We start from the raw sequence: 14,350 nt of genomic DNA on the forward strand, positions 1-14,350 counted from the left end.
GCAACCTCGCATCCGCTGGCGGCCAAGGTGGCGGTTCAGATGATGGAGGCAGGCGGCAACGCCGTCGATGCCGCGATTGCGGCGGCGATGCTTCTGGGCATTTGCGAACCGCAGATGACGGGGATCGGTGGCGATTGCTTTGTTCTTCTGAAACCTGCGGATAGGGAAGATATCGTCGCCCTCAACGGATCGGGCCGTGCGCCAGCGGGGCTAAGTGCGGCGACCTTGCGCGACCAAGGGCACAACACGATCCCGATCCGTGGGGTCGAGTCGATCACGATGCCCGGCGCGGTCGACGCGTTTTGCACACTGTCGAAGGATTGGGGCAAACTGGGTTTGAAAGCGGCCCTCGCCCCCGCGATCTACTACGCCGAGACGGGCGTGCCAGTTGCCCACCGCACCGCGTTTGACTGGGCTATTGCCGCCGATGACCTGAGAGGATCAGCGCGAACAGACTATCTGTTCAATGGCAAAGCCGCGGCCATCGGCCAAGTCTTCCGCAGCCCCAAACAGGCCGAAGCGTTACGGCGCATCGCAAGCGATGGCCGCGCGGGATTCTACGAAGGTGAAGTTGCAGAGGATATGATCGAAGCCCTTTCCGCCGCCGGTGGTGTCCACACGCTCGACGACCTCGCGGCTACTGCTTGCGATTACACCGATCCGATCAGCGGCACCTATCAGGGTGTCGAACTGGTCGAACACCCGCCAAACGGCCAAGGGGCAACGGCAATCCTGTTGGCGAATATCCTGTCCCATTTCGGCATCGCGGGCATGGACCCGTTTGGCAGTCAGCGCGTGCATATTGAGGCGGAGGCGACCAAACTTGCCTATGATGCGCGCAACAGATTCATCGCGTCACCAGATCACGCAACGCGGCTGGATCACATGCTATCGGCGGATACGGCGGAACGGCTCGCTGCGCTGATCGACCCTAATGCGGCGATGAAAGCACCCGCCCAGATCAGCGAACAGGTCCACAAAGACACCGTTTACCTAACAGTCGTCGACAAAGACCGCATGGCGGTTTCGCTGATCTATTCGATCTTTCACAGCTTCGGCGCGGGGCTGAGTTCTGAGAAATTCGGCATCCTTTTCCAAAATCGCGGCGCCGGGTTCACACTGGAAGAGGGCCAACCGAACGAAGCAGGCGGCGGCAAACGCCCGATGCACACGATCATCCCCGGCATGTTGCGCCAGAACGGCAAGGTCACGATACCCTTCGGGGTGATGGGTGGGCAATACCAGCCAACCGGCCATGCACGGTTCCTAAGCAACCTCGTGGATTTTGGCATGGACGAACAAAGCGCGATCGATATGCCGCGTGCTTTCGCCGACGCCGGCGTTTTGAAGGTGGAGCGTGGATATTCCGACACCGTCCAGCAGGAACTTGCGGAGCTTGGCCACGATGTCGTCGTCCCCGATGTCCCGCTTGGCGGAGCCCAGGCGATCAGGATTGATGCTGAAAACGGCACGCTGATCGGCGGTTCTGATCCCCGGAAAGACGGCGCAGCGATAGGATACTGACATGGCAATCACCCCGATCAAAACTCTCGTCGCCGAGGCGAAAGCGCAGATCAAGACCCTGTCGCTGGAAGAGGCGCGCAATCTGGCCGACACAGGCGACGCCCTATTTGTCGATATCCGCGACCCGCGCGAATTGGCCCGCGACGGGCAGATTCCGCGGGCGTTTCATGCGCCGCGCGGGATGCTTGAATTCTGGATTGATCCCGACAGCCCCTACCACAAGCCAGAACTCGCGACCGACAAGACGCTGATCCTTTACTGCGCAAGCGCTTGGCGCTCTGCCCTGTCGGTCAAAACGCTACAGGATATGGGTGTCGAAAATATCGCAGAACTTGCCGGCGGGTTTTCGGCGTGGAAAGCGGCCGATTTTCCGGTCGATTAGTTTAGCTGGAAATCGAGCGGATAGTGTCCGTCCTCGAACTCACCAAACAGGTCAGGCAGATCGGGGTGCGATACAGGCTCCCCGGTGTAATCCGCGACAAGGTTCTGTTCGGAAACATACGCCACGTAGTAGCTTTGATCGTTCTCCGCCAACAGGTGGTAGAACGGCTGTTCTTTCTTCGGGCGGCTATCCTCGGGAATGGCATCATACCATTCCTCAGTGTTGGAAAAAATCGCATCCACATCGAAAACAACGCCGCGAAACGGATGTTTGCGGTGACGGACAACCTGCCCAAGATGATATTTTGCGCGTGTTCTTAACATAGATTCAGCCCCTACCGCCGTAATAAGGGCAACGCCTGACCTTTGGCAACGGGTGGGGCCGATATTTTATAGAAACAGTCTGTGGACTCAGGTGAAACAGGCCCACCAAAGATGTGATGAGCCGCCACCGATTGCCTGTTTCACATGGCCGTTCTTTCGCGTATTGTACCCAAAACAAAAGGCGAGGGGCAGATGAGCAGACTTCTTCGCGCGACAGCACTGATGATTCTAGTGGCGGCCTGCGGCAGCGGGAATTCAACCGCACCCAGAAACCTGGAAAACGCCTGCGCGATCATCAGAGAGCGGCCAAACTACCTACGCGCGATGGAGCGCACGGAACGCCGTTGGGGTGTTCCGGTTTATGTCCAGATGGCGACGATCCATCAGGAATCGAAATTCGTCGGCAACGCCCGCACACCACTTCGGTTTGCGCTGGGTGTCATTCCGATGGGGCGGCAATCCTCGGCCTATGGGTATAGCCAAGCGCTTGACGCGACGTGGGATGAATACAAAAGCGATACACGGAACCGTCGGGCGAAACGCGACGATATCGACGATGCGACCGACTTCATCGGATGGTATATGTCGCAATCGCGCGATGACCTTGGCATTCCGCTGACCGACGCGCGCAACCAATACCTCGCCTATCACGAGGGGCGGTCAGGCTACGCGCGCGGCAGCTATAATCGCAAGGCGTGGCTGGTGCGGGTTGCGGGTGTGGTCGCAGATCGCGCCGCGCGTTATCAGGCGCAACTTCGGACGTGCCGCCGTTAATTTCGGCGGCGCGAGTCGACTTCCAACGGAATGTTGAACAGGCGGGATGAGATCTGCACGCCCTCCTGAAGCGCTTGCAGCACCACGGTCGTTTGCGTGCCGGTGTCATCGGTGATGATCCACTGGCGCAGCTCAACCGGGTCGTTGGTGAACACGAGCTGTATGTTGCCGTATTCCGGATGCTCGGGGTCTTGCGCGGTGACGACGGTCGACACGCCATCCTCGCGGTGGTCGACGACCATGTTGGCGCGGCCCAGATCGACGTTCCGATCAAGGATAATCGACAACGGAGTGCGGCGCAGCGGATATTGCTCCGGCCCGGTGTTCGACTTTGAATCAAAGATCGCGACCTGACCGCCACCAGCCATCACAAGTGCGGCGTCAGGCGGATTGTATTCGAACCGAATCCGACCCGGACGCATGATATAGATCGTTCCGGTCGAAATCGTGCCATCTCCGTTGATCTGCGTGAATTCCCCCTTCGCGGTCTGTAGCGCATTGAGGTAGCGCGACAGTTCTGACAACGGAATGGGATCGGCCAAAGCCGGGGCGGTCATCGCAGCCGCGACAAGCGGCAGGGTGAGGAAAAGGCGGCGAGTCTTATTCATAGTGTCTTCCTAAAGCGGCGTGGTGCCTTATGCACCCCGAAGATATAGGAAGCATCCACGATTTGCCCACTGATAGGCGATAACATGCCCGTGGTTATCCAATTGCGCCTGTCAGGGGTGGGGCCGTCGCCTCACCCCTGCTCCGGCACAAGGATTTCGCGTTTGCCGACATGGTTCGCGGAACTGACCAGCCCCTGATCCTCCATCTGCTCAACAAGGCGGGCGGCCTTGTTATAACCGATGGCCAGCTTGCGCTGGATGTAAGAGGTCGAACACTTGCGATCCTTGATGACAATCGCCACCGCCTGATCGTAAAGCGCGTCTTCGCCATCGGTGTTCCCGCCAAGGCCAAGCACAAGGTCGATATCGCTTTCCTTGTCCTCGTCCGGGCCGTCGGTCACGCCGCTCATGTATTCGGGCGGACCGAACCCCTTGAGGTAGGTCACGATCTCTTCGACCTCCTCGTCCGAGCAGAACGGGCCGTGGATACGGGTGATCTTCGCGCCACCTGCCATGTAAAGCATATCGCCCATGCCAAGCAGTTGTTCCGCCCCCTGTTCACCCAGAATGGTGCGGCTGTCGATTTTCGACGTGACCTGGAACGAAATCCGGGTCGGGAAGTTCGCCTTGATCGTCCCGGTAATCACATCGACCGAAGGCCGCTGCGTTGCCATGATAAGGTGGATACCCGACGCCCGCGCCATCTGGGCGAGGCGCTGGATACAGGCCTCGATCTCTTTGCCTGCGACCATCATCAGGTCGGCCATCTCATCCACGATGACGACGATGTAGGGCATTGCCTCGGGCGTGATCTCTTCGGTTTCAAAGATCGGATCGCCGGTTTCATCGTCAAAGCCGGTCTGCACGGTCCGGCTGAACATCTCACCCTTCGATAGCGCATCTTTCACGCGGCCATTGTAGCCTTCGATGTTGCGAACGCCCATTTTCGACATCTTGCGATAGCGTTCTTCCATCTCGCCCACGGTCCACTTCAGCGCGACGACCGCCTTTTTCGGGTCCGTCACAACGGGGCTGAGAAGATGCGGAATGCCGTCATAGACCGAAAGTTCCAGCATCTTCGGGTCGATCATTATCAGGCGACATTCTTCAGGGCTCAACTTGTAAAGTAGGCTGAGGATCATCGTGTTGATCGCCACGGATTTGCCTGAACCCGTCGTCCCTGCGATCAGCAGGTGTGGCATCTTGGCAAGGTTGGCGACGATAGGATCGCCGCCGATATCCTTGCCCAGCGCCAGCGGTAGGCGCATATTGCTGTCGCCAAAGTCGCGCGCGGCAAGAATTTCGCGCAGCACGACCATCTCGCGGTTGGAATTCGGAAGCTCGATCCCGATCACACTGCGCCCCGGAACCGTTGACACACGTGCCGACAGAGCCGACATCGACCGGGCGATATCGTCGGCAAGGCCGATCACACGGCTGGCCTTCAAACCCGGCGCGGGTTCGAGTTCATACATCGTGACGACCGGGCCGGGGCGAACAGAGACGATTTCGCCCTTCACACCGTAGTCATCAAGCACGCTTTCCAGCATCCGCGCGTTTTCCTCAAGCGCCTCATCGGACAGGTGATGACGTTCGATCTGCACCGGATTCGTCAGCAAAGATAGCGGCGGATGTTCGTACGCCGGTGCCTTGCGGTCCTCGAATTGCAACGCGGGCTGCGCCTCTGCCCGTGCTTGGCGCGACGGTTGCACGGGTTTGCGCGGCGGGTTTATGACCTTCGCCTTTGTCGGTTCCACCACGGGCGGCGCGATTGGTTCTGGCATATCCTCCGCTTCGAACATCTGGGTGTCCTGCGGATCATCGTCATAGGCTGCATCGGCATAATCCGACCCGGCCTGAAGCGGCGGTTGCGCGTCCAGGATCAACGGCTGCGGGCCACGACCACGGGTCAATTGCGGCTCTGCCCGGCCAATCGTCAGCGCGGGCTGGCGCACGCGGGCTTTAATCACATCCGCGATCTTCGCTTTGATGCGATCCTCTCCGCCTTCCATGTCGACCTCGGGGTCAAGCGGGGTGGGTTCGATCAATTCAGGCTCCGGCTCGGCCTCGGGCGCGCGGCGCATCAGCGACGCGAGCAGGCCGGGCTTCGCCGGGGCGGGTTCGTCGAAATCATCAACAATTTCGACGTCGTCCCCATACCGCGGGTCCGCCCGCAGCACGCGGGCATTCGGGGTGGCCGCCGCGGCAGGTCCGTGCATCGCTTCAAGCTCCGCCGCCTCAGCCTGCGCCAGTTTGTATTCGCGCCGTTCCAGTCGGGAGTCATTCACGCTCCGCGCCGCCATCGCGGCCCCACGGGCGCCCTTGCCCAACAAACGCAGCATCATCGCATAGGTCATCACAAGGCCCAGCAGCAGGAACCGCCCGAACCGCCGCAACTCTGGCCCGGTCACGCCAAGCACGTAAAGCATCATTGCAATCATGCCGAGGCCCGACGCCGCCGACAGCAGCTTCAGCCAAATGGCGATCCCGCCCCATTCCTGAAGCACCGACAGCACCGCACCGGAAAACGCATCGCCAAACAGCCCGCCAAGGCCGAAGCTGTGCGACCAATCTGTCGTCTTCATAAGGGTCGAGGCGTAAATCGAAATCAGCGCGATCCCGATTGGTGCAAAGATCAACCGGCCGATTGCGCGGTCCTGCCCGCGATGGGTAACAAAACGTGCGCCCCAAGCGAGCAGAACAGCGGCGATGCCCCAACTGCCCCACCCCGCAATGATATACAGCGGCGACGCGATAGACGCGCCAAGGCGGCCAAGTGTATTCTGCACCTCGGCATCGGTGGCGGAAAACCAGCTTGGGTCGTCAGGCGAATAAGACGCAAGCATCAAAACGAACGCAACGCCGACGATCATTAAACCGACGCCCAGCAATTCCTTGCCTCGTCGTTCAAGAACCGCCTGCGTGTTCTGATCCAACAAAGGGTCGCGTTGTCTTGCCTGATAACTTGCCATCTTTACCTGTCCTTACCCGTAGAGACAGTCGCGAAGCTGGATCAGCCCGCGCTGCATTTCTTGTTTTGGAGCCACCATCGCCACACGGATGTAGCCTTGGCCCGGATTACTGTCATTCACCGTCCGGCTTAGATACGCGCCCGGCAACACCCGCACGCCTGTCTTGGTCCAGAGTTTTATCGCCGCCTCTTCCCCGTCGGGAACCGCAAGCCACAGGAAAAACCCTGCTGCCGGTCCCTGATAGCCGGGCGTGCCGCTGAACACTTCATCCGCGACGCGATACTTTTCCTGATAAAGCGCGCGGTTCTCAACGACGTGTTCATCGTCCGCCCACACTTTCTCCGCCGCGCGCTGCAAAGGCATTGGCAACGGCGCCCCCGCGTAATTGCGAAGCTGGCGGATGCGTTTGATCGTTTCGGGCCCACCGGCGACGAAACCCGACCGAAGCCCCGGTAGGTTCGATCGCTTGGAGAGGGAGTGAAAGATCGTCACCCGCTCCGGATCGGCACCCGCTTTCGCCGCCGCGCTGAGCGCTCCGGGGGGCGGGGTGTCGCGGTAAATTTCGGAATAACACTCATCCGCGAAGATGCGGAAATCATGCTTTTCAGCCAGCGCGATCAGATCGGCCCAATAGCTTTCGTCCGCAACTGCGCCCTGCGGGTTCGCGGGGCTGCAAATATAGGCAATGGCAGCGCGGTCGAGCACGTCGTCAGGCAAGCTCGCGTAATCCGGTAGATGGCCATTTTTTGCTGTTGCAGAGACGAAAACCGGCTCTGCCGACACCGATGCGGTGGCCACGGCATAGACCTGATAAAACGGATTGGGGATCAGCACCGTCGGCTGCTTGCCGTTCTTGGTTTCGGGGCAAAGCGCCATCGCGGCATTATATAGCCCTTCGCGGGTGCCGTTCAGCGCCATGATCTGCGTCGCCGGATCGACCGACACATCATAGCGGCGCGAAATCCATCCGGCGATGGCGGCCAAAAGCTCTGGCGTGCCTTCGTTGGTGGGATAGCGGCGAAATTCAGCCGCGTTTTCGGCGATCACATCGATGATCCAAGCCGGAAAATCATGCTGCGGCTCACCAATCGTCATATGCACAACATCGCCACCGGGCGCGTGCACGTCCAGCAAGCTCCGCAAACGCGGAAATGCGTATTCTGGCAGGTTCGAAAACCGCTCTGGAAAATTCATGTCTGCCTCAAAGCCGGGATCATTTCGCCCCGTTTCCACGAAGGATACAAAACCCCGGACCTGCATGTCCAGAAAAACGCCGAAAATTTATATGGTTGTGGAGTTTGCCTGTGGCATTTAGGCCAGCGCCGCTTCGGCGGCCGCGCCCAGCCGCAGCAGACGCGCTTCGGTATTTGGCGGCGTCAGCATCATCAAACCCGTCGATGGCACCCCAGTCGGAAGTGTCAGTGCAGGGGTTCCCATCAGGTTTCCAATCCGCGTATTCCTGAGCGCCATCAGGTTTTCTGAGACGAAATACGCGTCATCGGTCCTTAGCCGTTCGACATTCGGCGGCAGAGTCGGACAGGTCGGCATCAGAACCGCGTCATATCCGGCGATCCCCGCAAAGAACCGTTTTCGGCAGGATTCGAGCCTATCCCACGCCCGTATGTAGTCGATGCCCGAATACTCCGCTCCCGCTTGGAACCGATCCCGCACCTTGTCAAACATCAGATCGGGCGCAGCTTCGATTTCTTCCCCCCATTGGGCGTAAGCCTCGGTCGTGTAAAGCACGCCGGACAGGTCCATCGCATCTGCCACGCCGTCAACATCGGCATAGTGAACCTCAGCCCCCGCCGCCTGAAGGCGCTGCACCGCACTTTCAAAGCCCACTATCGGGGCGTCGCGAACATCGTCCATCGCGACGGTGCGCAGGACCATCATCTTGGTGCCTTGCAGCGTTGCACCGCGAAGATCGCACGGCGAGGTCCCGCCCAAAGCGCCCAGCATCAGGGCCGCATCCTCAACCGACCGGCACAGCGGGCCGACGGTGTCAAAGCGCTTCGCCAGCGGCACGACACCGTCAAGCGACAGCAGGCCAGAGGTGGTTTTAAGCCCCACGAGGTCATTCCAAACCGCCGGAATACGCACCGATCCCCCTGTATCAGAGCCTATTCCGCACGCCGCCAGCCCAAACGCAACCGATGCCGCAGCACCGGACGATGACCCACCGGCGACTGCCTCAAGGTCGTTCACACAAGGCGATGTCTGCGTCACCGGGTTGTAGCCGAGGCCGGAAAACGCAAGCTCCGACATGTGGGTTTTACCAAGGCAGACCAGCCCCGCCGCCGTTGCATTTTGCAATACCACTGCATCGCGGTCAGGCGTCCGGCCTTTCAACAGGGCCGATCCGGCCTCGGTCGCCACCCCTGCCGTGTCGTAGAGGTCTTTCCAGGAAATCGGCACGCCATCGAGAAGGCCGCGCCGTTGCTTGGCCTTGGCACGGGCTGAGGCGGCCTCGGCCTCGGCCAATGCGCGATCCTCGGTCAGGCGGGCGTAGATCCGATCTTTTTGCGGGCTTTCGTTGATGGCTGTTAGATAGGCTTCAGTCAGCAAAACAGGCTCTATCTCACCTGAATCGATGCCTTTCCCAAGCTCGGCCATCGTCATGTTCAGCCAATCATCCGCCATGTCGCACCCCGCTTCCATTCCACGCCACGGTAGCGGCACAGGGGCGCATGGACAATCCCGCCGCGACCGCCATATTGGGGTTATGAGCACCGATTCAGATATTCTGATTGTGGGCGGTGGGCTGAACGGCCCGGCGCTTGCCCTTGCGCTTGCAGATGGCGGTTTTACCGTCACCGTGATTGACGCGCAGCCAAAGGGCGCGCGGGCCAATGCGGGGTTTGACGGGCGGGGTTACGCGCTCGCCCTCGCGTCGCAGCGCTTGCTTTCGGCGATTGGCGTCTGGGATCAGGTTGCCGACACATCCCAGCCGATCCTTGAAATCAAGATCACCGATGGCCGCGCCGGCGAAGCGCCCGCCCCCTGGATGTTGCATTTCGACCATGCAGAGATCGAAGAAGGCCCGATGGGCCACATGCTTGAGGATCGCCACCTTTACCGCGCCTTTCTGAAAGCGATGAAGGATCATCCGGGGATCACCCATCTGCCCGGCAAAACGGTGACGGAACAGCGGGTCGACGGTGGCACGGTGACACTAACCCTTAGCAGCGACAGACACCTTACCGGCAGCGTCGTGATCGGGTGCGACGGACGGCGCAGCGGCACGGCGGAACGGGCGGGGATCAAGCGTAAAGGGTGGGGCTATGGCCAAACCGCGCTGGTCTGCGCTATTGAACACGAACTGCCCCATAACGGCGTTGCGCATCAGCTGTTCATGCCGCAAGGCCCGCTCGCCATCCTACCACTTCCCGGCAACCGCGTGTCGATTGTCTGGAGCGAGACAGACGCCGCCGCCACGCAGATTCAGGGCCTTGACGACGATGGCTACCTTGAGACCCTCCGCCCGCGTTTCGGCAATTTCCTCGGTGATATTTCGTTGGCGGGAGAGCGGTTCAGCTACCCGCTTGGCCTGACGATTGCCGAGCGGTTCGTCGGCGAGCGCCTTGCCCTTGTTGGCGATGCGGCCCATGGCGTTCACCCGATTGCCGGGCAGGGCCTGAACCTTGGTCTGCGCGATGTCGGTGCTCTGGCTGAAGTCCTGATCGAAGCGCGGCGGCGCGGCGAAGATATTGGCGCGGCGGACGTTCTGGCCCGCTATCAGCAGTGGCGGCGTTGGGACACCGCGACGCTCGTCGCGGCGACGGATGGGGTTAACAGGTTGTTTTCAAATGACAACGGATTGCTGCGGTTCGCCCGCGATATTGGGCTTGGCGCGGTCAACGCCATACCCGGTCTGCGCCGCAAATTGATACGGGAGGCCGCTGGCTTGACCGGAGATTTGCCAAAACTGATGCAAGGGCGGCAAGTCTGACGCTACTGCAACCGTCGGACGACAATCGCGGCAGGGATCATCGTATCGACCTGCCCAACGATCTGCGGTTCGGCATCCGCGCCGTCCCGAATGATCATGCCCGCATGTTCGAACGAGGTCAGCGCCGCAGCCCAATATTCGCACGAAGCGGAGCGATTATCCGGATCGGCATCCTGACTGCACGCGTCGGTCGTGCCGTAAAATCCGGCATCGGCGACCATCTCAGCAACTGATCGCAGGTTCACGGGTTTTGCGATGATCGTAAACGTCAGATGGCCGGTCAGGTCCCATGATACGACCACGCGCGGCTGGGGTGGTCGGTCGTCTTTAATGACATCCAACGCGACGCGGTTGCGGGGCGACACTTCGACACTAAGTCGCCTTGGATCGATGATTCTCGGCCCGATCTGGACGACGTTTTCGCAGGAATCGAGATCGCCCGAGATACGCCCATCGCTTCTGCCTTCCTCATTCAATGTGGTAAGGCTGGGAAGATATCGGAACGCGCTGCCCGGCGCGAAATCGACGGCGAACAGATAGGGGATTTGGCCCGAATCCTCCTTCGTTCGACCCTGCCGCTCACGCCACGCGTCATTGTCGAGGCAGTACAGCGCGGTGAGGTTCGGCGCGCTCATCAGCGGGTTTTGGTCTTGATCGCGCAAGCGCATGAACCCGGCGATCTGCGGGCGCCCGGCGCTTTCCAGATAGCCGACGGGAACAACCGCGACGACGTTCGGATCGTCGCCCACAAGCTCCCACACCTCGCGCAGCGAATAGGCGATGGATTTGGAACTGCCTGTTGTCGTATTGATCCGCAACCCTGCCGCGGTAGAGAAGCGACGATTGAGAAAGCTGTTCATCTCAAGCAAGCTTAGGTTGACGGCATTGGGCTTGAAACGGACTGCGGCGAAATCGACCTCAGCGACCTGATCGCCACCATTGATCCAGATATTCTGTCCAACCTCTGCCCAATCGGCATCCGCAACGGTTGCGTGGGTCATGGTCGCCATCGCTAAAATCAGCGTTCTAAGCACAGGCATTCGCGTCCTCGTCCTGATCCTTGGAGGAGATGATGACGACATCAAAATCATACTCTATCACAGGGCTATTGCCCTCAAACTCGACTTGAATACTCAGAAGATTCTCCCCCGGCCGGGTGCGAAGATGCGCCCGCGCGAGGCAGGTGATGCTGCGCCCGTTGACGCGCAAGTCGGTGCCGAGCGGGATCGTCTCGGCAGAGCTGCCGACCCGGATCGCGAACCGCGCGTCGGAATAGTGGTAGGCCCGCCCGCCCGCACTCAGATTGCGGATATTGGGATAGACGTAGAGCCTGAGCGACTGATCCTCGGACACAAAGACTTTCTGCACGCCTGACACGCTATCCGGGGCCAAAGCCGCTGTATTAGGGTCGGTTGGGTCAAATTCCGGCAGCGGCCCAGCGAAGGAACGATGAAGGTTAAAGGAATGCACGGAATCGACCTGCGCCCGCATTTTGCGCAGCTGTTGGGATTCCAAAGCAATCTCAAGCAGGTTGGCCCGCTGGCGTATTTCATTGTCGAGCCCTTCAACGAACTCCGCGTTTTCCTCACCCGCCAACAGCAGCAGGATTTTTTCGCGCGCCGCACCATCCACCGCCCGTTTGAACAGGAATTCATAGGCGCCATAGGTAAAACCAAGGATCACCGCGATCGCGCCGATCAGCCCGGTGATGCTTTTCAGGCGTTTCGTGAGGTCATTGATAACGGTCCAGTAAGCGCCGCTGCGATCGGTGCTTTCTGAAGGGGCCGCCGCGGGGGGTGGCGTTGGGCTCTGTCCCGTTTGATCAGACATAATACCACAAGCATACCACATCCCGGTTGTGGGACATAGAAACATTCACGCCATACGGTAGGAAAGGGGTTTTAGGACAGCGGGTTAGCCTATGTCAGCCGTCCGAAGCGGGGCGAATCCATCACTCAATCTCGCGGGCTTCGTCGATCAGCATGACGGGGATTCCGCCCCGGATCGGAAAGGCAAGCCGGGCCTGTTTCGACACCAGTTCTTGCTTTTCTGGGTCATAGCTGAGGGCGCTGTGGGTTCGTGGACACACCAGCGCTTCTAGCATTTTAGGGTCGAATTCAGGGGAATCTGTCATTGTATGGTCTCATCCGAATGGCCGCGCCGCAGAGCATATTCCATCAGCGTCACCAGTGTTTCGCGGCGCGTCGATAGCGACGATGCCTCCAGCAACGCCTGTTTGTCCTCAATATCGAACGGGCACAACATGGAGAGGGAATTTATCAGCAACTCATCCTCTGCCTCTTTCATGTTTTCCCAGTCTGCCGAAAGCTCCTCCGCCTCCAAGTACCGCCGTAACAGAGACAGAAATCCGGCTCGATCAAAGCCGGAATCGTGTTGGGCCCGCTTCAAATCGCCATCGAACCCCTGCCACCTGACATCGGCGCGCATGTAGGGGGTGAACCCTTCGTGTACCTTCCCAAGCCGAAAGCGTGAAATGCCGGTCAGCGTAATCATATACCGCCCGTCATCAGTTTCGGTGAAGGCCGACACCCGCCCCGCGCAGCCAATCGTATGAAGGCGCGGGTTGTCGTCATCGGCAACCGGTTGGATCATCCCGATAAAGCGATGCGTGGTCTTCAACGCATCTTCGAACATCGCGAGGTAGCGCGGTTCGAAGATATGCAATGGAAGCCGGGCGCGAGGTAGCACCATTGCGCCCGGAAGCGGGAAAAGCGGGAGTGTGTCCGGTAGGTCAGCAGCCGAGAACATGGCCCAACTCTAACGGGGTTTCGCGATTACGCAAAGATCATCGATGACAGTTTCCGCCGACCATTGAGGGCAATCGGATCTTCGGGCTTCAATGCCTCGAAAATCGTGAACAACTGGGCCTTGGCCGCACCGTCGTTCCATTCCCTATCACGGCGGAACAGGTCCAACAGCTGATCCACCGCGCCCTCGGTATCGCCGGACGCCTGAAGCGCGTTGGCAAGGTCAAACCGCGCCTGATGGTTATCGGGGTCAGCCTCAACAGCGGCACGCAGATCGGCGACGGGGCCAGCATCGGCAGCTTGTTTCGCGAGTTCAAGCTGCGCGTGCGCCGTCTCCATCTCTGGCGCGTCAGTGATTTCGACCGGGGCACCGTTCAGGATCGCCTCGGCCTGATCGATATCACCCGTCGCAAGATGCGACCGCACGAGGCCGCTATAGGCCGCGGCGTTTTCTGGTTCTTCGTCAAGGATCGCCGCAAAGGTCTGCGCTGCGTCGGCAGCGGCGCCTTCAGCAAGCATTTCCTCAGCCGCGGTAATGGCTTCGGACAACCCATCATCGCCGCCAAGCGCGGCGGTTCGTTCGACGAATGCGGTCAGTTCAGACTCGGGAACCGCGCCCTGAAACCCGTCAACCGGCTGGCCCTGCCAGAACGCATAGACAGTCGGAATCGACTGCACGCGAAGTTGTTGCGCGATGCCCTGGTTCTGATCCACGTCGACCTTCACCATCCGCACCTTGCCCCCTAAGGCGGTCACAGCCGCTTCAAGCGCCGGGCCGAGGGTCTTGCACGGACCACACCACGGCGCCCAGAAATCCACGATGACCGGAACCTCCTGACTGGCCTCAACCACGTCGGCCATAAAGGTTGCCTCGGTCGCGTCTTTGATAAGATCGCCGCCAGCCGTTTGTTCGGGGGTTTCGCCAAGTCCGATCATCGTCTCATCCGTCTTTGCAAGGTGCGTTTGATGCCTAGATGGCGCAATCACCCCCTTGTTGCAAGGGGGTGCGCTGCTCTGCTTTGGGCCGGGCACTTTCACCATGACTTC

At 60.0% G+C, this 14,350-nt stretch carries 14 protein-coding genes; 4 read left to right on the forward strand and 10 right to left on the reverse strand.

Features of this window, described 5'->3' with window-relative positions:
* A partial coding sequence (locus ACEWPJ_RS15570; RefSeq protein ID WP_416514040.1) for a gamma-glutamyltransferase family protein occupies positions 1 to 1,524 on the forward strand: 1,524 nt, incomplete at its 5' end.
* Between the two features lies 1 nt (position 1,525).
* Positions 1,526 to 1,906: a rhodanese-like domain-containing protein gene (locus ACEWPJ_RS15575; protein ID WP_416514041.1), complete on the forward strand. Its 381-nt coding sequence runs from the start codon at positions 1,526 to 1,528 to the stop codon at positions 1,904 to 1,906.
* Here ACEWPJ_RS15575 and hspQ read toward each other — a convergent pair.
* Positions 1,903 to 2,229, reverse strand: a complete 327-nt coding sequence (gene hspQ, locus ACEWPJ_RS15580) for a heat shock protein HspQ (RefSeq protein WP_416514042.1) — start codon at positions 2,227 to 2,229, stop codon at positions 1,903 to 1,905. The genes ACEWPJ_RS15575 and hspQ overlap by 4 nt on opposite strands.
* Positions 2,230 to 2,421: 192 nt before the next feature.
* Here hspQ and ACEWPJ_RS15585 point away from each other — a divergent pair, with 192 nt between their 5' ends.
* A complete protein-coding gene (locus ACEWPJ_RS15585) occupies positions 2,422 to 3,003 on the forward strand; it encodes a lytic transglycosylase (protein WP_416514043.1) in 582 nt (193 codons plus the stop codon).
* Here ACEWPJ_RS15585 and ACEWPJ_RS15590 read toward each other — a convergent pair.
* The 4 genes from ACEWPJ_RS15590 to ACEWPJ_RS15605 all read right to left on the reverse strand — a co-directional run bounded on the left by ACEWPJ_RS15590 (position 3,000) and on the right by ACEWPJ_RS15605 (position 9,226).
* The gene (locus ACEWPJ_RS15590) at positions 3,000 to 3,611 is read right to left on the reverse strand and encodes a LolA family protein (RefSeq protein WP_416514044.1); all 612 of its coding nucleotides are present in this window, start codon (positions 3,609 to 3,611) and stop codon (positions 3,000 to 3,002) included. The genes ACEWPJ_RS15585 and ACEWPJ_RS15590 overlap by 4 nt on opposite strands.
* A gap of 131 nt (positions 3,612 to 3,742) precedes the next feature.
* Positions 3,743 to 6,583 carry a DNA translocase FtsK 4TM domain-containing protein gene (locus ACEWPJ_RS15595; protein WP_416514045.1) on the reverse strand — a complete coding sequence of 947 codons (2,841 nt, stop codon included), beginning with the start codon at positions 6,581 to 6,583 and terminating at the stop codon, positions 3,743 to 3,745.
* A 12-nt stretch (positions 6,584 to 6,595) separates the two neighbouring features.
* Positions 6,596 to 7,777, reverse strand: coding sequence for an aminotransferase class I/II-fold pyridoxal phosphate-dependent enzyme (locus tag ACEWPJ_RS15600; protein ID WP_416514046.1), 1,182 nt, complete (start codon positions 7,775 to 7,777; stop codon positions 6,596 to 6,598).
* A gap of 117 nt (positions 7,778 to 7,894) precedes the next feature.
* Entirely contained in the window at positions 7,895 to 9,226 is a 1,332-nt protein-coding gene (locus ACEWPJ_RS15605; protein ID WP_416514047.1) for an amidase, read from the reverse strand.
* 82 nt (positions 9,227 to 9,308) lie between these two features.
* On the opposite strand from ACEWPJ_RS15605, the gene ACEWPJ_RS15610 reads away from it, so the two are divergent.
* Positions 9,309 to 10,535 (forward strand): FAD-dependent monooxygenase, encoded by a 1,227-nt coding sequence (locus ACEWPJ_RS15610; RefSeq protein WP_416514048.1) that lies wholly within the window; start codon positions 9,309 to 9,311, stop codon positions 10,533 to 10,535.
* 2 nt (positions 10,536 to 10,537) lie between these two features.
* Here the strand turns inward: ACEWPJ_RS15610 and ACEWPJ_RS15615 are convergent, their stop codons facing one another.
* From ACEWPJ_RS15615 to trxA, 5 genes are all read right to left on the reverse strand, one after another.
* Positions 10,538 to 11,575: a hypothetical protein gene (locus ACEWPJ_RS15615; protein WP_416514049.1), complete on the reverse strand. Its 1,038-nt coding sequence runs from the start codon at positions 11,573 to 11,575 to the stop codon at positions 10,538 to 10,540.
* On the reverse strand, positions 11,562 to 12,365 hold the full coding sequence (locus tag ACEWPJ_RS15620) for a hypothetical protein (RefSeq protein WP_416514050.1): 804 nt from the start codon (positions 12,363 to 12,365) through the stop codon (positions 11,562 to 11,564). Before ACEWPJ_RS15620 ends, ACEWPJ_RS15615 begins: the two co-directional genes overlap by 14 nt.
* A 121-nt stretch (positions 12,366 to 12,486) precedes the next feature.
* On the reverse strand, positions 12,487 to 12,669 hold the full coding sequence (locus ACEWPJ_RS15625; protein ID WP_416514051.1) for a Trm112 family protein: 183 nt from the start codon (positions 12,667 to 12,669) through the stop codon (positions 12,487 to 12,489).
* Positions 12,666 to 13,304, reverse strand: a complete 639-nt coding sequence (locus ACEWPJ_RS15630) for an LON peptidase substrate-binding domain-containing protein (RefSeq protein ID WP_416514052.1) — start codon at positions 13,302 to 13,304, stop codon at positions 12,666 to 12,668. The genes ACEWPJ_RS15625 and ACEWPJ_RS15630 overlap by 4 nt, the downstream gene beginning before the upstream one ends.
* Before the next feature lie 26 nt (positions 13,305 to 13,330).
* A complete protein-coding gene (gene trxA / locus ACEWPJ_RS15635; protein ID WP_416514053.1) occupies positions 13,331 to 14,239 on the reverse strand; it encodes a thioredoxin in 909 nt (302 codons plus the stop codon).
* Between the last annotated feature and the right edge of the window lie 111 nt (positions 14,240 to 14,350).

Source organism: Aliiroseovarius sp. YM-037, assembly GCF_048060095.1.
GTDB lineage: Bacteria > Pseudomonadota > Alphaproteobacteria > Rhodobacterales > Rhodobacteraceae > JBLUOA01.

Bases quoted from the DNA above. Each gene is read 5' to 3' on its own strand.
- ACEWPJ_RS15575 (WP_416514041.1), top strand. From the start codon at position 1,526: ATGGCAATCACCCCGATCAAAACTCTCGTCGCCGAGGCGAAAGCGCAG.
- hspQ (WP_416514042.1), bottom strand. From the start codon at position 2,229: ATGTTAAGAACACGCGCAAAATATCATCTTGGGCAGGTTGTCCGTCAC.
- ACEWPJ_RS15585 (WP_416514043.1), top strand. From the start codon at position 2,422: ATGAGCAGACTTCTTCGCGCGACAGCACTGATGATTCTAGTGGCGGCC.
- ACEWPJ_RS15590 (WP_416514044.1), bottom strand. From the start codon at position 3,611: ATGAATAAGACTCGCCGCCTTTTCCTCACCCTGCCGCTTGTCGCGGCT.
- ACEWPJ_RS15595 (WP_416514045.1), bottom strand. From the start codon at position 6,583: ATGGCAAGTTATCAGGCAAGACAACGCGACCCTTTGTTGGATCAGAAC.
- ACEWPJ_RS15600 (WP_416514046.1), bottom strand. From the start codon at position 7,777: ATGAATTTTCCAGAGCGGTTTTCGAACCTGCCAGAATACGCATTTCCG.
- ACEWPJ_RS15605 (WP_416514047.1), bottom strand. From the start codon at position 9,226: ATGGCGGATGATTGGCTGAACATGACGATGGCCGAGCTTGGGAAAGGC.
- ACEWPJ_RS15610 (WP_416514048.1), top strand. From the start codon at position 9,309: ATGAGCACCGATTCAGATATTCTGATTGTGGGCGGTGGGCTGAACGGC.
- ACEWPJ_RS15615 (WP_416514049.1), bottom strand. From the start codon at position 11,575: ATGCCTGTGCTTAGAACGCTGATTTTAGCGATGGCGACCATGACCCAC.
- ACEWPJ_RS15620 (WP_416514050.1), bottom strand. From the start codon at position 12,365: ATGTCTGATCAAACGGGACAGAGCCCAACGCCACCCCCCGCGGCGGCC.
- ACEWPJ_RS15625 (WP_416514051.1), bottom strand. From the start codon at position 12,669: ATGACAGATTCCCCTGAATTCGACCCTAAAATGCTAGAAGCGCTGGTG.
- ACEWPJ_RS15630 (WP_416514052.1), bottom strand. From the start codon at position 13,304: ATGTTCTCGGCTGCTGACCTACCGGACACACTCCCGCTTTTCCCGCTT.
- trxA (WP_416514053.1), bottom strand. From the start codon at position 14,239: ATGATCGGACTTGGCGAAACCCCCGAACAAACGGCTGGCGGCGATCTT.